This window comes from Shewanella sp. Scap07, assembly GCF_013394145.1.
Classification (GTDB): domain Bacteria; phylum Pseudomonadota; class Gammaproteobacteria; order Enterobacterales; family Shewanellaceae; genus Shewanella; species Shewanella waksmanii.
Map to the genome: position 1 here is coordinate 637426 of NZ_CP041329.1, position 22097 is coordinate 659522.

The following is a 22097-nucleotide window of genomic DNA, read 5'->3' on the forward strand; positions in this document are numbered from 1 at the left end:
GCCGTTACGACTAGATTTGATTGTGCATGTCATTGAGCGCTTGATGCAGCAAGTCATCATCGTTGGCGTAGTGATCTGGCTGATCCATTTGTGGATCATTGTCCATTAGATGATCACTCGCTTGATGATGGTGGTCGTCATCCAACGGGTTTTCAAATCCATCTGATTGAGTCACATCTAGCATATCCGCATCTGCACCCGATTGGACTAAATGGGTCAACTCGGTTATCGGTTCTGTTGGTGAATTAGCGGGTGTAAGCGTATCCTCTGTCGGGGTGATTCCGAGCATTTGGAAGTAATGATCGACAGGTGAGCTAGGCTCAATGGCGGCGCTTACCTCATCAATAACAACGTTGGTTTGGCTTTGCTCGGCAGGCTCGTCAGCTGCAGAAGCTTGTGCAACAGCCGCGATAGTCGGAAGCACATCGACACCAAGCGCCTGACTGCTGGTTGCCGTTGAGCTGCCATCGTGGGCTGTGGCAACAACTTGAATATCAAAATGACCACTAAAATCTGTTTCAGGTACCAGTTTCAGGTTGGTCAACTCACTTTGTTGTAGGGTCCATACGCCATTATGTTCTGTGCCGGCAGATAAGCTCGCACCTGAGGGAAGGCCACTTATCTCTACAGTAAGCGTTTCACTGCTATCTGGGCTGGCCACATTGATGTTTAGTGCAAGCTCGGTATTTTGATTACCTTGAATTGCAAAACTATCCAATGGTGCCGATAAGTCTCCGACATGTTTAGTGAATATCATGGTGGGCGTGTCAGCATCAGGTGACACATGGACAGCCATACTATTATCGACTGATGCGTGGCCATCTGAAACTTTGTAAGTCAGTCTTAATTCACCACTAAAGTTAACTCCAGGGTTAATTATCCAGTGATCGCCCTGGGGTTTGATGCTGCCGCCACCTTCAAGCTGTAATTGACTAATTGAGTAACTATCAAGACTATCGACGTCTTTTACGTTAGCCAGTAAATCAGCTTTGTTCAGTGTCAGCAGATGATCTTCAACTACAGTACCCGAAAGCGCGTGGCCAATAACGGGCATGTCATTGGTGCCAATGATCACTAACTTCATGGCTTGATCAACACTGTGGCCAAGGGAGTCGGTTGCTGTCACCATGACTGTTTCTTCAAGTCGCTCACCCTGAGCCAAGGCCTGCACACGAGCCGAATCGTTGTGGGCCTGATATTGCCAACTGCCATCGCTATTTAAGGTTAGGTCACCATATTGCGGACGTGTTCCGGCTTGCAATGCCCATGTGACACCGCTGGCGACTTTGACATCACTCACTAATAAATCGAGTAAACCGTGCGAGCGTGTGACTTTATCTTCAGTGACTACAGACTCCGAAGCGCCGAAAATTTGCGGACCGGTTTTACCGTCACCAATATGCACGGTCAGATGTTCTTCCCGGCTCTCACCGCTGCTATCGGTCACTTTGATGGTGACGGTTTCGGTATGAATTTTACCTGCAGCCACCTCCTGATTGAGTTTGTCTCGTTCTGGACCACTGTGACTAAAGGTAAAATCCCAGCGACCGTCAGCATCAATATTAAAGTGACCAATGCCCTGCACATCAATTTTATTGCGGTTGCCTGGCGTGAAATCCAATTGATGGTGACCACCTTGACTATCTATGTACTCGACGTTGAGGTTGTCAGCGTTATCAATGTCATCAATATTGATATAGCCGTAAGAGTGAGTGTTGGTCATTGAGCCCGTGGTAATTGAACGGGATATCTCAAAAGTGCCTGTTAGTAGCGGCGCGTCGTTGGTGCCATGAATACCAATATTGACCACGGCATGCTTGGTGTCGCCATGGTTATTGGTGTAACTGATGAAAAAGTTATCTGCGTGGCTATCGGTTTGCCCCATTTGCTGAATCGCGGCAGTTTGGTTGTCCAATGTGTAGTGATAGCTACCATCGGCGTTCATGTGTAACGTGCCATAGTTGCCCTGTAGCACCCCGGTAGTGGTCACGGTTTCACTGTCGCCAACAGCAAATAACGTTCCCGCCGCAGTCGTCTTACTGTCCTCCTCGACGGCTTGAGTTTTTATCAGCGTACTGAGATCGGCTGAAACCACCAGTTGTCGCTGGTCATGAGCGCTATCGCCAGTTGCTGTCGCGACCACCTCTGCATGAACTTGATAGGCGTTGTCACCAATATTAGCAACTTGGTTGGCAGGAATGATCAGTTGCCAATGATCGTTGCTTACGGTGGCGTTATAGTGTGTGCCTGCCACAATCACATCAACCGAATTGCCATCTGCCACATGGGTCGTGGTGCCTGTAATGGTTAAATCCTGCTGGTGGTCATGGTGGTTGACCCAATCGTCGTCCGAAATCGGGTCGATAGATAGAGTGGGTTTAGCTGTATCTATGGTGATTTTATGATGGACTTGGGCATAACTGCCGTCGGCTTTGGCTTCAAATACGGTCATGGTATAGGTACCGTCGGCGCGATCTGTTGCGCTAACATCCAATTTCCAATGACCATTTGCATCGACAATTGCTTTAGGGCCACTGAGAACCCCACTGCCCATGATAGTGCTACCGGGCTCGCCAGTACCATATAAGATAATGTGGCCATCACTGGTAACAAAGTCACTATCACTGACACCGGTATCATATTCTAACCGGGTAATTGCCAGAGGCGGCGTGACATCAATTATGGCGTTGGCATCAATCGTGTTATGACCATCGCTGACTTTGAAACTAATGGCTAAATCGTTACCAACAAAGCCTGGATTTGCAGTAAAGCTATAGCTGCCGTCAGGATTGGTTACTACCGTTCCATGGGGTGAGATCATTGAACCTGCCACAATCGATAATCCCGCGGTGCTGGTATCGACATCGGTAACATTAGCAAGTAAATCAGTTGCTTGAAAATCGTGGGTGTGGCCAGATTCAACCTTGCCTAAATCGGTGGTGACGGTGGTTGGCGCGGTGTCGCTACCAGTGAGGTCGACACTGATTTGATGTTGGGTGCCATCGGCAGTCTTAACTGTAACGATATCGGTGGCACTTTGGCCCTGTGACAGCGCTTGTGCGGCTTTGTTAGGCGTATATTGCCAATGACCACTGGTATCGATACTGAATTCCCCGTGGCTGCTAGGCAGCACTTGAGCGATGAAGTGATCTTGGTTGGTATCGGGGTCGGTCACCGTAAGTTGACCCGAAACGGCATGGGTTTCGTCGGTAGTTAGCTTGCTATCACCGGTGATGCTGGCATTCCCCACTTGAACTGTTAGGTGCGCAGGTAGTGTTTCTTGCCCATCGGTCACGTCGACTTCGATTTTCAATTCACCGCGATAGTTGGATTGAGGGGTAACGGTCCAGGTGCCATCACCATTATCGTGAATCGTGCCGTGATTCCCAGCAATGGATACGTGGGATACCGATAAGGTATCACCATCAATATCAGTGGCTTGGTTTAAAATATCATCTTGATTGATGGTAAAGCTTTGATTGACGTTAACTGTTGCGTGAAATTGGTCGTGGTCTATTTGATCGTACTTATGTAGCAGATCATTCAAGTTACTTGCTGCAGCAAGTGCTTTAATTTGTGCAGGAGAAATGACCTGATCAAACACCGCAAAATTATCAAAAGCACCATGCAGGTTACCATCTTGTGACCAGTGGCTCTTGCCAATGAAATTTTGACTTCTAGCGGTAGCGGGAAGCTCTGCGCCGCTATCGGTTTCCCCTAATAGCTGGCCATTATTATACAGTGCCATATGACCATCATGACTAATGGTCGCGGTCAGTTTCATCCATTGGCCCGGGGTGACCCCATGAGGCACCATTAGGTCATGCTTTTGACCCGCAGCGTCGATGAATTCGAGCTGTAGTGTATCGGTGGTGCCACTATGGGTGAGCAAAATGTTGTCTTTGGCTTGGCCATTACCAAAATCAAACACTCTGGAATAACTGTCAGCTATTGAGTCAAATTTTACCCTGGCGGATACCGTAATACCTTGGCCATATTGTAAATCCGGGACTTCGATTTTGGCACCGCTATCACCATGAAATTGCACTGCTGAATCTGGCGTGCCATCAGCACCTGTGGTGGCAGTGATGGTGCCACTTAGCACGGCATGATTATTTCGGCCTGATAGATCGGTGCCTTGATTACCCGAAAATTCGTAAGCCGCCGAGATGGGCAGTGATGCAAATTGCCCACCTGCTAAGAAAGTTGGCGCATCGTTATCTGCTGAAATGTGGATTGCGCCAGTGTACTCTTTCGAGTCTAGGCTGCCATCGCTTACTGAGTACTTAAACGCAGACTCGCCATTAAAATCTGTTACTGGCGTAAAGACCAATTTATCAATGTTATCAGCATCAATTTGCTGGCCAGCAACCACTGCTCGACCATCTAATAATAAACTACCGTGTGCAGGGTTGGGCAGGTGAGTGATGGTAATGTGCTGCAATGTATCGCCCGTATCAACATCAGCAAAACTGAATTCATTTTTACTGAAAGTATGGCTATGGTCTTCAATATCCCTAACACTTAGATGAACTGAGGTCGGTGCATCATTTCTTGCTGCAATATCAATTTCAGCCGTTGCTACCGATGAGTTGTCATGGCCATCATTAACTGAGTACTTAAAGTTAACTCTACCGTTAACGTCTTGTTCAGGGGTAAATATCAGGTTAGCAATATCCGTTTGGCTAATGACTTGGTTAACCGTTACGGCAGCACCATTTAGATGCAGCACACCTAAACTGGCAGCGGGTAATTCCGTAATGGTGATACTGCTTAAACTGCCGCCATCGCTGTCAGTAAAACCAAAGTCAACATCAGTAAAGTGATAACTAACATCTTCAATAGCATGGATGACTTGTGTCGCAATCGTTGGTGCTTCATTGCTACCTTGTACGTCAAAGTGCATGGTGTGAGTTGTTTGACCACCTTCATTATCGGTAACGACTACATTAAATGTTTCGGTAACGTGTTGCCCTTCGGTTAAGGCTTGAGTAGCAGCTAAAGCATTATCAAGTTCGTAATGCCAGCCGCCATTGGCTGCAATTGTAAAGTGTCCATATGTACCCAACACATCGGTTTGTTCGGTAATGCTATGGGTGTCGCCAGTATCTGGATCGCTGATACTTAGCATGCCTGAAGTGCGAACGTGGTCGTGTCCGCCGTCTTCAATAACGGTTTTAGGTGCTGCGAGTTCAGTAACGATTGGGTTATCGTCACGGCCATCAATGTTGATGGTGATTTGGTGTTGGGTGCCATCAATACTAGAAACGGTATAGGTTTCGTGTACCTGATCATTTTTGGTTAACGCATTAGCGGTGGCATTTGGAGTAAAGATCCACTGGCCAGCTGAATTAATAGCTAAGTGTCCATAGGTGCCACTAATATCGTTGGCTGCAAAGTGTGCTTGGCTCGCGTCATTGTCGATGACCGTAAGCTGTCCGCTTACTGAGTGATCTTCATCGGTATTACCGGTTGAATCACCAGTGATTGTTGCATCTGGAATGGGCTTGTTAGGATCAAGTTGTAATCCTTCATGTTCAATTGAAATCGCTTCTTTTCCATCAGGAGCTTGGGTTGTTGCAGTAAGGGCTACGTTCATGTTTGTTGCGGCATCATGGGGCAACTGCGCAGTTAACGATGCGGTATTCCAGCCATGGATATCCACCTTATCATTGAGGCTGGCTATTGTGTGCTGATGCCCGTGACCATCCGATAAGAGTGTGCCTTTAATTAAGCCGCTAATTTCGAGTTTAGTGACAACATCGTCAGGGGCATTGACAGCTGCGTTAGGGTGTAGATGCAATAACGCACCTCTAGGGATAGTGCCTGCGTTACTATCAACAGGCACAACTACGGTATGAGCACCTGGGCCACTTGTTACAGTATGATGGCCCGTGGTATCAATAAAGTTACCTTTACCATCGGCCATAATATTGGTTAGAACGCCACTAGGCTCATGGGCTATGGTACCTAAAGCAACAGATGCAGGCGTCACGGCATGATCGACCATGGTTGCGGAAAACACTCGGCCTCCTGCTGAAAGGCTAGCGGTATAATCTGTTGGATTATCAGCCCCCGCGGAATTGTCTCGTGTGCCAGCGATAAAAGTACCGCCGTTAGGGAATGTACCGCCTTGATTAACCGTTTGTTGTTTTATTATGTGGCCGTTATCAAAAACCACTAAATGACCACTACCTGAATCCCATGTCATCGTTAAGCGATGTGTATTGCCATCAAGTAAGTTCACTCCCGTGTCTACTGTCGGCCCCATAAAGGCAAACTGCAGATTACTGGCATTCCAAAAAGTAATAGTATTTTGTTGATCATGGCCACCGGGTACAGAGTAGTTCAATAGCACCGCTGCATTGCTTGGCGGATGGCCATTGTCGAGCACGAAGGTGATTTCGGCTGACATTGCATGCATGGGGCCACCGGCATCGATACCATCTACTTTGGCATAAGCTGTTTTATCACCAGAACCAAAGCTCATGACTTGTTGTTCTGCAGAAATATGTAGACTTACCGTAGCAGGATCGGTCACTGAGGTAATATCAATACTTGCCAGAGCAGTGCTCTGGCTGGTGCCATCGGTAACTTGGTAAATAATATCGACATTGTCGCCATGAAAGTTGGCAGTAGGCGTAAACGTGTAGCCGTGAATTGCGTCGCCACTAAAGGTTCCGTGGGATGAAGTTGGGGTACCAACAATCTGCAGTGAACCGTCAGGATCCGACAAATGTTGAAGTAGCTGCGCCTGTGTAATATGAATCGAATGGTCTTCATCCGTTGTGCCTAAATTGCGGGCACCACTGTCAGTTAATGGGTCATTCACTGCTGCGATATTGATGGATGCCTGAGCGGGAGCGGAATCGGCATGGCCATCATTCACGGTATAACTGAAATGAACATCACCATTAAAGTCTTTCGCTGGAACAAACTGCAGCTTACTGATATCTCCGGCATCGATAATCTGATTTACAGACACATCACGTCCATCAAGTACAAATTTACCTGCTGCTAAGCTTGGCAAGTTAGTTAAGGTAATAGCCTGTAAGGTGTCGCCAGTATCAATATCAGTAAAGCCAAACTGACTTGCTTGCATCTGGTAACTGACATCTTCAGTACCGTTGGTTAAATGTACCTGATTGATCGTTGGTGCATCATTGGTTCCGGTAACATTAATATGCAGATCGTAAGGCGTACCGTCTTTACTATGCACACGATATACTACGATTTCAGTTTGACCTTGTGCTAGATGCTGCAGGTTGGCGTTATCAACGCTATAGGCCCAGCTACCAGCACTGTCAATGCGTAGCTGACCACCAAACGGGTCATGAATTTTTGTTTCGCCAAATTGACTATATCTAAATGCATTTTCACCGCTATCGGGATCAACGACATTGAGGGTACCATTAGCAATCTCGGTGACGGTGCCATTAACATTACTACTGTGGGCCCCATCTTCAGTAATACTGCCACTACTGACCTCTGTGATGACAGCACTGTCTCTCACCGCGCTAAGCGTTGTTGTCGCTCCGGTGTGGGTGATGCCACCGTGGGCATCTTTCACGTCATAACTGAAATGGACTTGACCGTTGTAGTCTTTGTCTGGGGTAAAGGTAAAGGTGCCATCTTGGTTAGTGAGAATAGAGCCATGATCAGCATGCAGATTGGCAATGGTGAGTTTGCCTGCATCATTGGCATCCACGTCTATGGTGTTTGCTAACAGATCAACGGCAGAGATGGTCTGCGCTAGATCTTCTTTGCCACTAGCTAGCAGCACTTCTGAAGAGCAATATGGGCGGTCATTATCACCATGAATGGTAATAATAATGTCGTGAGATGTACCATCTTTAGCGTATACAGTAATGGTATCCGTTAACGTTTGATGCTCACCTAATTTATCAATGGCAGTGCCGATTGTTGTCTTACTATTTCCGACCCAGTCAACACTCCCTACGGTAACATCGTAATGCCACGTTCCATCTGGATTTAATAGTAAGTGTCCATATTGTCCATGGTAAGAGTTATTCCAGGCACCGCCTTTAGGATCAAACTGAGACTCTCCTGTATCGGGGTCAACAATATCTAACTTGCCATCAGCTGTTAGTGCTGCTTGACCTAACTTAGCCATGCCTGGCTGAGCATAATCTGGCGACATATCTTGTCCAGCAGTTCCCTCGCTGACATCGCCAGTATCAACTCCACCAATGACGGCGGCATTATTGGTGCCGGTTACGCTAATAGAAAGGTTTTGTGTGGCGCTGGCATTATGTTCATCAGTGACGGTGACAGGAATCGTAAGTGTTTTTGTTACCCCAGAGGCTAGTGATTGATAACTTGCATGGCTAGGGTCAAAGCTGTAGCTGCCGTCGGGGTTTAATGTGAGTCCATCTACCTGTGGTGCTGAATAACGCAGTTGTGCACCAGTATCAATATCATGGCCTATCATCTGCCCATTTAGGATGGCGCCACCCTCAGTGACAGAGTGTGATTGTGCACTCACTGTGGGGGTATCATTGGTGCCGTGTACACTAAGTTCGATGGTATGCTCAGTGCCGTCAGCGGTGCGGATAATCGCCGAATCTGTTTTTGTTTCGCCGGCGGCAAGGTCTTGAATGTGGCGATTGTCCAACGTATAGGTGTAGTGGCCATCTTGCATGAGTAAGATATGCCCACCGAGTTTAGTATCGTAACCAATCCCTTGGAAAGTTTGCGGACCTATATTAGGGTCAAAACTGTTATCGCCTTTGTCGGGATCTTGAATGTTTAATTGACCGTCATAGTGCAGATCGTAATGGGTATCTATATAGCCGCGATCTTCAGTAACGCCGCGTAAATTACTGTCTGTTTGAGCATCTGTGACGGTTGCCTTATCGTCTGTGCCGTTAATAGTAATGCTAAGACGGGACTCGGTTCCGTCAGCTGATTTAACCAAAATGTTTTCTGTTAGTGATTCACCGGCTTTTAACTCTTGAATAGCAGATTGTGCGTTGTCAGCTGTGTATTGCCAATGGCCTGAAGTATTTATGCTTACTGTGCCATAAGTGCCAGTGTAAGAGGCGGCAATAAATTGCGACTCCCCGATGTCTACATCTAAAGCCGTTAATTGCCCATCGGTTTGCAGGTAGCCATGATTAACGTGTAAATCTTCCGACACTGAACCCGTTTTATCACCACTAATTGTGGCAATATCGTTTTCCCCGGCGACATTAACCTGAATTTTATGCTCGGTCCCATCAATTGAGTGAACAATAAATGTTTCTTGAAGGGTGGCACCTTTTGGGAGTTGTTGAATGGCATTTTGTTGATTATTTGCGAGATATTGCCAATGACCATCATTACTGATGACGAGCTGCCCAAATAGGCCATCTTGAGTCCCTGACGGGAAAATGTTCTGCCCGGCGTCTACATCGGTAATCGTCAGTTGCCCTGAGGTCGTTAATAATCCTGAAGTGAGTTTATCTTCGGTCACTGTCCCGGTATCAACACCTTGAATATCGGCTCTGTCATTACTGCCAAGGACTTGAATTTGTATACCATGAGGAGTGCCGTCAGTAGATTTTACAAAAAAGGTTTCCAATCCGAGCTGGTTTTCTTGTAATGACTGAACCGCTTGCGAGCTGTTGTTGAGTTGGTAGTGCCATTCTCCTTTATCATTGACCAGCAGTTGACCATATTTTCCCTGCAGAGTTTCAGCTGTGAACTGCATGTCACCTTTATCTGGGTCGAATATATTAAGCTGCCCATTAGCCGATAATTGCGCCGTATCTTCTTTGAGCAGCGCCACGTTTTGGCCGGTAATAATTGCTGGAGAATTACTGCCTAATACGGTCGCCGTGATAACTTGAGAAGTCCCATCGACACTGGTTACAGTGAAGCTCTCATTGAGCTTTTCGCCTGCTTTTAAACTGACTATATCGGTGTTGTATCTATCGACACTGTATGTCCAAGCACCGGCTGCATCAATGGTTAAGAAACTACCATGACTGCCAGCTATCACTTGAGCTTGGAAGTGATTTTCTCCAACGTCTGTGTCGGTAACAGTTAATTGCCCGTTAGCGAGTAAGATATTAGGCGCATTGGCTGCATCGGTAATGGTAGCGCTATGATTGCCACTGATTACAGCGTTATCGTTGCTGCCCAGGATATCTACCGATAAGGTTTGTTCTGTACCGTCAGCCGTTTTTATAATGACGGAATCAGTGAGCTTTTGCCCTTGGGCGAGAGATTGAATGGCTAATTGGCTATTGTCGGCATGATAATGCCAATGACCATTGACATCGATTTGAAATTGGCCATATTGGGTTGTACTCGTTTGAGCCAAGAAATACCCTTGCCCCGAGTCTGTATCTGTAGCGGTTAGCTGGCCTTGGGTTTGTAGTAGACCTTGCTGAACATCTTTGTCCTCGGTTACTGTGGCTGTTGCGCTGCCGGTAATGACAGCCTTATCGTCTGTGCCATTGATTTTGATAGTCACTTGTTGCTCAGTGCCATCAATTGAGTGAACGATTAGGGTATCGGTGAGTGACTCGCCAGTTTTGAGCCCCTGAATTTGCGGGTTTGAGTTGTTGGCGGTATAAGTCCAATTACCTCTGTTATCTATTGATAAATAGCCAAATTGACCTTGCAGTGAGCTGACTTGGAACTGAGCTTGGCCGTTGTCAGCATCGGTGACATTAAGTGCGCCATCAACACGCAGTTGACCACTATGCACGTCTTTATCTTCGGTGAGCGTAGCAGTACTGGTGCCAGCAATCACCGCTTTATCATCAGTACCATTAATTGTGATGGTAACCTGTTGCTCGGTACCATCCACACTACGAACGAGTAGGGTATCAGTCAGTAACTCGCCTGTTTTTAGCTCTTGAATTGCCGTCTGGAAATTATCTGCGGTGTAGCTCCAATGGCCATTGGTATCGATACTGAGCTGGCCAAATTGTCCTTGCAGACTACTCGCGGTAAATTGGTTTTCACCAGAGTCAGGATCGACGATTGATAACTGCCCTTGGGTATGTAACATGCCACGGCTATCTAAGTGCAGATCTTCAGTGATACTGGCACTGTTGACCCCTTGAATTTGAGCGACCTGATTGTGCCCGTGAATATCGATAGTGACCTGTTGGCTAACCTTTTGCCCTGAGCTATCAGTGACATTGACGATGAACTGTTCTCGCGCATTATCGCCCTGTTTAAGCGCCTGAGTATGGGCTGACTGATTGTCTAGATGATATTGCCATTCGCCAGTTTGTGGGTTGATAGTGAGTTGCCCAAATTGCCCTTGAGTGTTAGCGAGTGACCAGCTTGCAGTATCATTGTGATCGACATCGGTTGCTAGCAATTGCCCCGTGACGGTATCTACGCTGCCTTGTTCACTGATTGAGGCATGATGGCTGCCGGAGATCGTCGGTAGGTCATTGCTGCCTTCCACCGTTACGGCTATTAGGCTATCGATGTGATTGCCTTGATTGTCTGTAGCGGTAATGACAAATTGCTCGGTATGGTGTTCGCCTTCGCTTAATGCGTCAGTGCTGGCTAAGGTGTTATCGAGATGATATTGCCATCGGCCGGTGGTGCTATCTAGTTGCAAATAGCCATATTGCCCCTGTATTTGTGTGGTTGACCAGGTTACGGTTTGGCTACCCTCACCGTGGGCTACTAGGGTGCCTTGAACGGTATCTGTTGAGCTATCTTCTTTAATTTGTTGAGTTTGTTGTTGACTATCAACAACAAGTGGCTTCTCATGGCTGCCAGTGCCAGTGCCAGTGCCAGTGCCAGTGCCAGTGCCAGTGCCAGTGCCAGTGCCAGTGCCAGTGCCAGTGCCAGTGCCAGTGCCAGTATGGTCAGTTGTGGTTAACGGTGCGCCAACCATAGGCTCTGTCAGATCTGGTGTCATTGAAACGGTAAAGCTAGCAGGCGTCTGTGGGCTGGGTGCTAGTGTGAGGCTAATCGATGATAGTTCAGGTGCTTGTCCGCGAGAGATACTGACTTGCTGTGACTCAATACCTGTGGTTTCGCTACTGCCATGTTCGACCACCAAAGGGCTGGCGGCAACTGTAATTTTGGCGCTTTCGTTAGCTTGGTTAGCGTGGTTACTTGCTGTTGATGCTGGCTCATGGACAACTTGGTCAGCATCCGTTGTTTGCTTAGCCGTGTTAGTATCCGACTGCGTAATTTCTGATGATAAAGGTTCGGCATCAGTTGGTTTTTCTGTTGTGCTAGTCACTTGAGTTTGCCATGACTTATCGGCAACTAAATCCTTATTACCTATCTGAGTTGTACGGCTATCGCGGAACTCTTTGGCTTTAAGGTTTGCCACATCGCGGTCATGTTTGCTGGCTTTACTTTTGGCAACTTGCTCGCGTTTTTTTTGCTGCTTAGCATCATCGTCATGCTTAGTGTTAGCGCGCTCATTTTGTGGACGATTATCATCTTGGGACATAGTACTAGACTCCTATCGCTCACCAAAAGCTTCTGTTACGTTGGTAAATACTGGCTTCCAAAGGTATTGAAATACGGTTTTGTCACCAGTGACAATGTCAGCTTCGCCAGTCATGCCAGGAATTAAATCAAATTGGCCGGGTTGTGGCCCAAAATAAGGCTTGTCGATGCTAATTTGTACCTTATAAAACACACCACCTTTCTCATCGGTGTCGGTACTGGGTGAGATACGTTTTACTACGCCGTCCAATGCGCCGTAGCGGCTATAATCAAACGCATCTATTTTAATTCTTGCTGCTTGGCCTTCACGCACAAAACCAATATCTCTGGGCGATAACTTGACTTCCATTAGCCCTGTTTTAGTCATAGGAACAATAACTGCGACTGTCCCGCCGGGTTGAATGACACTGCCCGTTGATGATGAGGGAATCGACTGAATGATGCCGTCAACGGGGGCGGTAACGGTGTTTTGCGATACTAATGAGCCAGAAGACTTTAACTGGGCAATAATTCCCAGCAGTTGTGCTTGTGTTTCGGTGCGCTTTTCTTCCACTTCTTTGAGCTGAGTGGCCTGTTTCTGTTTAAGTTGCTGCTCTAGGTTTACTAGGTTCTTTGCCAACACTTGCTGCTTGCTTTGCATGCTTTTTAACTCGCGAGTGTAGGCATCCAATTTTTGTTGTGACTCTAAAATTCGTAGCTTAGATACGGCTTGTTCTGCAGTGACTGAAAGCATCATTTTCAAGGTCTGTTCAGCGGTATCAATTTGGTCGCGAAGTGGAGGGATTTCGGTTTTCAAACCATCAAGTTCTGCTTGAGACTTGGCAACCTCAGAGGCTGATAATTGTTGCATGGCTTCGCGCTCTTGATTCATACGTAACAGTGAAGCCGTATGCAATTTGACTAGTTGCGGGTAGTTGTCGCTAAACGGTGAAAAGTCAGCATCACGCTGGCCAATGAAAGCATCATAACGCTCTATGCGTAGTAATAAATTGGCGCGTTTACTTTCCAGCTCCTCTTCAGCCGATTGACTATCGATGGCAACAAAACTTGCGAGCACATCGCCTTTTTTAACGACATCTCCCTCTTCTACGACCACAGAAGCGATGGTGCCGCCACTAAGGCTTTGGATCACCTGCCTATGGCCTAATGGCACAACTTGGCCCTTAGATTTCGAGATCTCTTCAACATGAGTGAATATCGACCATAGCAACATAATAAGCACTGAGCCGGCAATTAGCATGATGATGCGCTTAATCAGCTTTCTTTCTGATGGCGCTTCAATTGCTTCAGCAAATTCATGGGCCGGCCAAGTGCGATTGGCGAGTTGACGATTATCCATGGTTGTGAGTCTCCTGCTGAGTCGCGTGGCTGTTGTTGGCCGAATTCGGTGTGTTTGTATCAGGTACTGGCCCGGCGTAAACCACTGTGCCTTTATCTAAAATGACCACTTTGTCAGCTTGTTGAATTAACTGGGAGTCGTGGCTGGTAAACAGCACTGTTGTATTGCCCTTTAGCTTGGCAAAGGTTTGCAACAGCTGCGCTTTGGCGTAGGGGTTTTGGTTGGCAATCGGTTCATCGAGTATCAGCAATTGCGACTGTTTTAGCAGTGCTCTGGCTAAACTAATATATCCGCCTTCAACGGGTGATAGCAGGCTATGGCCATCTTTAAACAGCTCGCAATGAATGTCTTGTCCAAGTGCTTCAAATAACGCTTTGCCACCGGCGGCATCTAGTGCGTTGATCAACTCTTCATCAGTGGCATTAGGTTTCGCGATACGAATATTGTCTGCCAGGGTACCGGGCAATAAATCAGCTTGTGCCGGACAGTAAGCCGCCCATTGTCTGAAGGCTTGTGGGTCGTATTGCCTGAGATTTTTGCCATTAATCGTGATGAACCCCGCTTGGGCTTCTACAACCCCCATTGCTGCCAGCAATAAGGAGGTCTTGCCGCAGGCATTCGGGCCGATAATAGCCACATTTTCACCGGGTTCGATATCTAAGGTTATGCCAGATAAAGCAGGTTCTGTTTCGGCACTGTATCGTAAAGTCACATGCTGAAAGCTCACCTTTGGGGCTTGATCTGTCTTAGGAGTATCCAGTCGCAGCTCATTATGCTCGGTACCCGCTAACATGAAGCGATCAAACTGCTCCGCCGCGCCGCGCATCATGGTGATTTTTTGACTCGATGAAAATGCTAATTGTGCTGGACCTGTGATACGCCAAATTAACATGACGCAGGCAATGAGTGCTCCTGGGCTAATGCTCTGATTTAATACTAAAAATATCCCAGTAAATACGGTAATAAGTGCGGTAAACAAACTCATAGCATGGGCCATAGCAGCATTGAGGCCGTTACGTTTGGCATAAATGAAATTCTGCCGGCAATGTTCTCGACATTGGCGAGAAAACTCAGTAAACCAACCATCACTATTACCACTGGTTTTCACTTGGAGTAAGTTCTTGGCGAGTTCATTGAGTGATTGCTGGTAGTCTGAACTTATGGTGGGAGACGCCGATTGGGTGTACTTATTGAGCAGTTTCATTACCCAATAAAACAGCACTAACATCACCAAGGGTACAACCACTAACCAACCGCTGAGCAGCGCAATGGTAACTAAAGCTATCAAGGTAAAGGGCAGGTCGACCAATCCGGCGCCGCCTGGACCTGCAAGCAAGGTACGAACCTTTTCAGCATTACGCATACGCGCAATATGATTCGACAGCCCTACCCGTGACAACACCATTAACGGCATATTGAGTAAGCGCCCAAAGGTCATATTAGATAAATCTCGCGCAAAGCGATTGCTCGTGCTGGCTAATACATTGGCGCGTAATAGTCGACTAGAGACTAAAATAACCACAGCCAATACCGCACCCAGTGCGATAGTGGGGAGTACACTCGGGCTTTGTCCCCCAATAACGCGGTCATAAACCGCCATGGTAAACAACGGCACGGCTAGCCCAGTAATACTAGAGAGCAAACTGAGCCAAAACACCGGTCGATACCATTTACTCTTTTTACTCAGTTCGCTGGCAAAGGCTTTACTGGTTTGTTTATCAGAAGGGAGGCCATCTATCACTATGACATGGCCGCTCATAGCAGAAGTGACGGCTTGCCACTGATCATTGCCATCAAGTTGCTCTAGCTGCTCACCTCGTCTTCTAATAACACTGGCTGTGGCATCCTTTGGCACCAGTATCGCGGGGTGACTCGTTTGGGCCATAACGTGTGGAGCAAAGTTCAGTACTCTAAAACGTAATTGATGATGTTTAAGAAGTTGGTTTAACGCTAAGGTGTCAAACTCCTGTGATTTAGCATCATTTAGAAGGTGAGTGGCTTGGGCGTACAGTCCCAATTGTTGAAACAAGCTTATTGCGGCAAGTTTTAGCTCGTTTGGTGTTGAGGTTGCTGAGGTAGCGTTGGCGCTATTCATACTGATACCTCCTTGGCCGTATTATGGTTATGACCTTCGGCATCAAGGTGGATATGCATATCGCTGATAGCCTTGATACTGTCAAAATAACTGGCGCAGATAATGGTCATCTGCCCACGTTGTGCCTGCAGCACGTTAATAAGACGCTGCTGCGAGTCAGCATCGAGAGAAACCATGGGCTCATCAAGCAGCAAAATAGACGGCGACTGCACCAGTGCTCTCACCAGTGCAATCAACTTAATGGCGCCTTTGTTGAGTGACTGATTGTCACTGCTACCGACTAAAGTTTGGTAACCTGCAGGTAGTTGAGCGATGGTATCCGTTAGTCCCAGCGCTTCGGCAACCACCATTGCTTCGGCTTCTTTATCGGCAGAAAATAAGGTCATATTTTCCATTAAGCTACCGCTCAATAAGATTGGCCAAGGTGCGACATAAGCAACAGACTGTCGATACTCATTGCGCTTATGCTGGCTTTGCTCAATACCCGCTATGGTAATTTCACCTTGGCTTACGCGATGAAAAGCACCAATACAACTTAACAATAAGCTGGCTTGGGTTAATGGATTAGAGGTCACCGTCACCAGACTGCCTGAGGCAATTTCAATATTGACCTCATTTAACTTGGCAGCGGTTTGCTCAATACTGACAGCTTCAAAGCGGATTGGGCCTAGGGGCAATTTTTGTTGATATTGCTTGGTGCCGGTAAATAATTCTGGTGGCAGCTCGCTTAATTCTGCTACCTGAGACATTGCGGTTTTGGCTACAGCTAAACGTGAGCGCAGGCTGATAATGGCGCTAAGCGGTGCTATGGCACGACCGGCCAATATGGAGCAGGCCGCCAGTCCACCTGTAGTCAGCTCGCCATCTAACACTGCTAAACAACCAATTAATACAATCAGTAAGGTAGTTCCTTGCGAAGCACCTTGAATCAACTCTTGTAGCTTAGATGACAGCCAGTCGACTCGGTGCTGTTCTGCCAAGCGTTGATAGTTTATATCGTTATACATTCCACACAGTTTGGTCTCCATTGCTAGCGCTTTGGCAGTGGTGAGTCCCGACAGCACCTGAATTAACAAACGTGAGCGCTCACCTTCAGTTAACGCTAAAGCCTGAGTCGCTTGATTTAGCTGTTTGCCAATCACATACACTAGTGCGCCGATAACCCCCCATACTGCAATAGGAATGAACACTAAGGGGCCACCAATGTAGGCAACAAGCGCTAAAAATATCAGTACAAAGGGAAAGTCCATCAAGGCGACCAACGCTTGCCCTGAATAGATTTCTCGCATGGTGGCAATGCTGTTGAGGCCATTGGATACCACGCCAGAGCCTAAAGACTCAATCTTACGATAATCAGAATTGAGTAGGGCACTGACGGTTTGGGTCGTGCTCTGTAGCTCAAAGTTAGCGGCGCTGGATGCGAGCATCCAACTGCGGGCATACCGCAGTAGTAGCTCCAGTATAATTGCGACCGCTACCGCAGATGCCAGCACGCTTGCGGTACCATAACCTTGATTAGGCAGAATACGGTCGTATATCTGCAGCATCGTAAATGGCAGTGCCAATGACAGTAAATTGATAAATGTGGAGGAAAACAGCAGCTCAACCCAAGCGCGGTTTTTTGCTAGCAGACTAAAGTTCTCTGTCATCGCTTACTTCCTTGTTATGGGGTCAGTGGCGTGATTATGGGAACAATTTTTAGGCAATTGTTGCTACTAAGTTAACAGTAACTTTAGTCAAAGCGCTATGTTTTTGTACTGTTTTTTGCTGGATTTTAAAGATTTACTGCTGGAGAAATAAACGCTAAGTCATTAGAGGGATAAAAAAGCGGTGAGCATTGCTGCTTCACCGCGTATTTTGCTGGCTAGCTAACTGAACAAAATCAGCCTAAGTTGCCATTAAGGTTGCTGACGTGTCGCAGCGAGCACAATTTCACGTACGCAAACGCTTTGCGGTTGCTCATAGGCAAACAGGGCGGCATCAGCAATGGTTTCTGGCGCAACAACGCCGCCCATATCTTGCTTCCAGTCTTCATAACCCGCTTTAATTTCATCGCTGGTGGTATGGCTAAGTAGTTCGGTTTCTACTGCACCAGGCGCAATAGTAATGAGGCGAACATCATCCATTGCCACTTCTTCGCGAATGTTTTCCGTTAGTGCATGTACTGCAAATTTAGTGGCACAGTAAGCGGCATGATTTGGGAAAGTCTTGCGACCGGCAATCGAGCTTACATTGATAATGGTGCCAGTTTTGCGCTGTTTCATATCAGCAAGTACCGCGTGAATACCATTGAGAACGCCCATGACGTTGATGTTGAGCATACACGACCATTCCGCTGGATCTTGTTGGTCTGCTTGGCCAAGTAGCATGACGCCTGCGTTGTTGATTAGGCATCCAACTGGGCCAAATTTAGCCACAGCTTGGGCAATTGCTTCGCTAATGGCCGCGCCATCGGTGACATCAACACTGATGGTCATGCAGTTATCTAATGCCAACGCTTGCATAGGCTCGAGGCGGCGAGCAAGTAATAATAATGGATGGCCTTTGGCACAGAAGGCTTTTGCCATCGCGGCGCCTATGCCTGATGAGGCGCCGGTAATAACGATTAATGATTTCATTGTTGTCTCACTTGTTGACTGTATTTCAATGCAGACAAGATTATAGAAAAGCTTATTGTTGATATATGGCCTCATTGGAATATGATTGTTTACATATGATTGCAAATTGAGGTCGTTATGGCACCGGACCTATCATTAATACAAACTTTTCTGGTGATTGCGGAATCAGGCAGTTTTACCCATGCTGCTGAGGTTCTTAATTGTTCCCGCTCCCATTTATCCAAGCAACTGACTAAATTGGAGCAAGTGTTGGGGGTGAGCCTGATCATGCGGACCACGCGGGCGCAGAGGCTGACAGAGCAGGGGCAGTTGGTTTATCAAGAGTGTCGTCAAGCGATGAATATCATTGATGCTGCCTGCGCCCAAGCGATGGACATAACTAACTCGCCAAAAGGACAAATCAAAATCAATTCGGTGGGCGGCTTCATTGGTGAGGAAATTGTCGCGCCGTTGGTCAGTGACTTCGTAAAACGTTACCCAGATATTGAGGTCGAGCTGGATTTCAGCAGCCAACGGGTGGATCTGCTGTTGGATCAATTTGATTTTGTATTTCGAATGGGCAGTTTACCTGACTCTAACTTGATCGCGAGAAAACTGCTTACTCTGAGCAATGAAACCATGGCTGCGCCAGCTTACCTGCAACAAAGAGGGACGCCGAGCCACCCCAAAGAGTTAAAGCAGCATTATTGCATTACGGGCAGTATCGACCATTGGCATTATCAACACATCAGCGATCCTAAGTTGCATGCTGAGGTGGCGATTTCAGGCGGATTTAAATGCAAAAACGGCCGAGCGATGATCGCCAGTGCGATCGCTGGCAATGGTATTGTCAGGCTACCCACCTTGTACTGTCCTGACGAGCTGGCCAATCAAACCTTAGTTCCGGTTTTTAGTGACTGGAAAGTGGCCGATACCCCTGTGTACTTGGTTTACCACCAAGATCCCCATCGTGCCCTGAGGTTTAACATGTTTGCTCAGTATGTGGTCGAAGAATTTCAGCGCTATAGTGAGGAGAATTACCGCAAAAAATGATCGTTTCGCTGTACGCCTTTTAGGTGGCGGATTGCAGCGATTTTGGTGATCATTTTTGGCTGAAATAATAAAAATTTTCTGCCGTAGTGAGTTTTGATGAACTATCTTTAAATTCGATGCGTAGTAAAAGACATCACTACAACAAAAATAATATAAGGGCTGAATGAAATGAGATCACTTCATCTTTGTTTTAGCATGGCGTTAACCCTGATTTTTTCGGCAAATTTGTATGCCGAAGGGGGAGATTATGCCAACACTCAGCACTTAAAGCACTCGCCTTTAGCGCATCAAATATTCAGTGTTCAGCCACAAGCCAATGGGGTGAACCTAGTCAGCACACTAAACACATCAGATAACCCTTGGCAGCGCTCTGCCACAGTCAGTCACAGTCAGTCTTGGCCTTATGCAGCTAACCTGTCGCTGCAATATGATATTGAGCAGCCACCAGTTGATTGGATCAACGCCGGGGCGGTAAGTGGTGATATCAAAAGCCAATTAAGTGCTGAGCCAGCATTGGCGGCAGCAAAAACCACAGAGCATAATCTGACGATGAGTATGCCGCTGTCGATCGTTAATTTACCGATTGCAGTAGAGGTCACTCCCAAACTGCAAACCATAGAAAGCTATACAATCGCCGATAGCCTGTCTGCATACCGAAGTAACAGCGATACGCTAGCAGGCGATAGCCAAGTGACATCCAACCTTGATGTTGGCCTCGCACTCGAACCTGTTGATGGGTTGGTTGTGGGCGTATCTGGGCGTAATTTAGTCCCGCAAACCATCAGCGTTGATAACCCTTTTAGTGTGCAGGCGTATGACTATCAATTAGCGCCGCTGTATAACGCGGGTATCGCTTACCAGTGGCGCGCATTGAGTGTCAGTTCTGACATCGACCTTAATGCCAACCAAGGGTTTACCGATATCGAAGATAGTCAGTATGTTCGTTTTGCAGGGGCATTAAAGGCCACTGACTGGCTTTCCGTTAGCCTAGGCTATCGACATGATATGCTTGAGCACGAAGCAGATATTTACACCATTGGCACTGGCATGTCATTCGGGCCTAGCTTTAGTATTGATTTCACCGGTTTGGTTGATAGTGATGCTGCAGTCGGCGGCGTGCTTAAAACTTCTTATTATTTCTAACTCACCAGCAAGACGTCACGATAAAATCAGTGTCGCCACGCGGCTGCTTGTCGTCTGTGATTCAGCTACTCGATAATCGCGGCTTAGCTCGCGAGTTCAAATATTGATTTTGCAATTAATATCAATGCACTGAGCGAGCATAACAGCAACGTCATTGAACGAGTTTTGTCTTTATCGACATGGCCCACCATTCTATTTGCCGCAAGATAGCCAAGTACGACCGATGGCAGCAGTAATACCGACACACTGATATGTTGCCAAGTGAGCAGGCCCGTGACAGCCAAAATAGCCAGTGCAATCATCGAACTGAAAATGAAAAATGCTGATAGGGCAGCACGAAACTGTTTGGCATCTTTACCAGCAAGCAATATCGCCATCGGCGGTCCACCAATGGCAGCGATATTACCAAACACCCCAGATAATACGCCCGCAGCAAATAAGCTCTGTTTGTTAATTGCCAAATTAAACCGCAGCACACTGAGCAATACCGCAACTAATACAATGGTGGCAATGGCTAATCCCAATATCGGCGCTGGGGCAAACAGCAGTAGGGCTGCGCCAATAAAGCCACCGGGCACACGCCCCAGCAAAGCATATTGAAGACCATTAAACTGCAGCGAGGCGCGCTCTCGCATCAAAGTGAGTAGAGAAATAGAAAAGCCCATCAAAATCACCGGCGCCGGCACAAGCTGGGGATCGACCAGATACAGCAAAGGTGAGGCTACCACGGCTAAGCCGAACCCAATGAGGCTCTGGGTTAACGCGCCAGCAAAAATAATCAATGAGGCGAGTAATAAGGTTGTCGGATCAATCAAGTCGAACATAGAGCGCCTCTGCAGATAAATGAGCGATCAGGTAGAGCCTGATCTTTCAGTACGACTATTTGCTGTGATTGGCTGCGGTGGAAAACTAAAACGTGGAACGTGAACAGGTTGAAACGTCAGCCGAGATGGCCTGGCTAACATTTCAAACTCAGTAGGTAAACTAGAGCAAACGCGGTTGATCTATTCTAGTTCTTCCCACTCGATGCCCATTTCGTCCATCAAGCGTTTCACTTCTGCTGGCATGCTATCGGGCTTATCTTTAGACAAGTCTTCATCGTTAGGCAATGGCTGGCCAGTATAAGCATGCAAAAATGCTTCGCATAACAGCTCGCTGTTGGTGGCATGGCGTAAGTTATTAACTTGGCGGCGAGTACGTTCGTCAGTTAATACTTTTAAAACCTTAAGCGGAATTGAAACAGTGATTTTTTTTACCTGTTCATTTTTTTTGCCATGTTCAGCATATGGGCTTATATAATCGCCATTCCATTCAGTCATCGACTCACCTGTAAATTCTCAAATTCGGGGCAGATTTTATACCCTTACAAACTACAGTCAAATTATTGCCTCTTATTTTTGTTAATTGCAAATAGATTTCTACATGTTTG

9 protein-coding genes are annotated in these 22097 nt (G+C 47.0%); 2 read left to right on the forward strand and 7 right to left on the reverse strand.

Annotation, left to right across the window (positions count from 1 at the left end; genetic code table 11):
- Positions 1-10 precede the first annotated feature (10 nt).
- From FLM48_RS02850 to FLM48_RS02870, 5 genes are all read right to left on the reverse strand, one after another.
- The gene (locus FLM48_RS02850) at positions 11-12442 is read right to left on the reverse strand and encodes a VCBS domain-containing protein (RefSeq protein ID WP_179023319.1); all 12432 of its coding nucleotides are present in this window, start codon (positions 12440-12442) and stop codon (positions 11-13) included.
- Between the two features lie 12 nt (positions 12443-12454).
- Entirely contained in the window at positions 12455-13780 is a 1326-nt protein-coding gene (locus tag FLM48_RS02855) for an HlyD family type I secretion periplasmic adaptor subunit (RefSeq protein ID WP_179023321.1), read from the reverse strand.
- Positions 13773-15875 carry a peptidase domain-containing ABC transporter gene (locus FLM48_RS02860; RefSeq protein ID WP_179023323.1) on the reverse strand — a complete coding sequence of 701 codons (2103 nt, stop codon included), beginning with the start codon at positions 15873-15875 and terminating at the stop codon, positions 13773-13775. The genes FLM48_RS02855 and FLM48_RS02860 overlap by 8 nt, the downstream gene beginning before the upstream one ends.
- Positions 15872-17524, reverse strand: a complete 1653-nt coding sequence (locus FLM48_RS02865) for an ABC transporter transmembrane domain-containing protein (RefSeq protein WP_179023325.1) — start codon at positions 17522-17524, stop codon at positions 15872-15874. The genes FLM48_RS02860 and FLM48_RS02865 overlap by 4 nt, the downstream gene beginning before the upstream one ends.
- 249 nt (positions 17525-17773) lie before the next feature.
- Positions 17774-18493, reverse strand: coding sequence for an SDR family oxidoreductase (locus FLM48_RS02870; protein WP_179023327.1), 720 nt, complete (start codon positions 18491-18493; stop codon positions 17774-17776).
- Positions 18494-18610: 117 nt separating this feature from the next.
- On the opposite strand from FLM48_RS02870, the gene FLM48_RS02875 reads away from it, so the two are divergent.
- Positions 18611-19525: a LysR family transcriptional regulator gene (locus tag FLM48_RS02875; protein WP_179023329.1), complete on the forward strand. Its 915-nt coding sequence runs from the start codon at positions 18611-18613 to the stop codon at positions 19523-19525.
- A gap of 168 nt (positions 19526-19693) precedes the next feature.
- Positions 19694-20668: a conjugal transfer protein TraF gene (gene traF / locus FLM48_RS02880; RefSeq protein ID WP_179023331.1), complete on the forward strand. Its 975-nt coding sequence runs from the start codon at positions 19694-19696 to the stop codon at positions 20666-20668.
- 83 nt (positions 20669-20751) lie between these two features.
- On the opposite strand, the gene FLM48_RS02885 is transcribed toward traF, so the two are convergent.
- Together FLM48_RS02885 and metJ are read right to left on the reverse strand one after the other, a co-directional pair.
- Positions 20752-21492, reverse strand: coding sequence for a sulfite exporter TauE/SafE family protein (locus FLM48_RS02885; RefSeq protein WP_179023333.1), 741 nt, complete (start codon positions 21490-21492; stop codon positions 20752-20754).
- A 180-nt stretch (positions 21493-21672) separates the two neighbouring features.
- The gene (metJ, locus tag FLM48_RS02890) at positions 21673-21987 is read right to left on the reverse strand and encodes a met regulon transcriptional regulator MetJ (RefSeq protein ID WP_028773715.1); all 315 of its coding nucleotides are present in this window, start codon (positions 21985-21987) and stop codon (positions 21673-21675) included.
- Positions 21988-22097: the final 110 nt, after the last annotated feature.

Bases quoted from the DNA above. Each gene is read 5' to 3' on its own strand.
- FLM48_RS02850 (WP_179023319.1), bottom strand. From the start codon at position 12,442: ATGTCCCAAGATGATAATCGTCCACAAAATGAGCGCGCTAACACTAAG.
- FLM48_RS02855 (WP_179023321.1), bottom strand. From the start codon at position 13,780: ATGGATAATCGTCAACTCGCCAATCGCACTTGGCCGGCCCATGAATTT.
- FLM48_RS02860 (WP_179023323.1), bottom strand. From the start codon at position 15,875: ATGAATAGCGCCAACGCTACCTCAGCAACCTCAACACCAAACGAGCTA.
- FLM48_RS02865 (WP_179023325.1), bottom strand. From the start codon at position 17,524: ATGACAGAGAACTTTAGTCTGCTAGCAAAAAACCGCGCTTGGGTTGAG.
- FLM48_RS02870 (WP_179023327.1), bottom strand. From the start codon at position 18,493: ATGAAATCATTAATCGTTATTACCGGCGCCTCATCAGGCATAGGCGCC.
- FLM48_RS02875 (WP_179023329.1), top strand. From the start codon at position 18,611: ATGGCACCGGACCTATCATTAATACAAACTTTTCTGGTGATTGCGGAA.
- traF (WP_179023331.1), top strand. From the start codon at position 19,694: ATGAGATCACTTCATCTTTGTTTTAGCATGGCGTTAACCCTGATTTTT.
- FLM48_RS02885 (WP_179023333.1), bottom strand. From the start codon at position 21,492: ATGTTCGACTTGATTGATCCGACAACCTTATTACTCGCCTCATTGATT.
- metJ (WP_028773715.1), bottom strand. From the start codon at position 21,987: ATGACTGAATGGAATGGCGATTATATAAGCCCATATGCTGAACATGGC.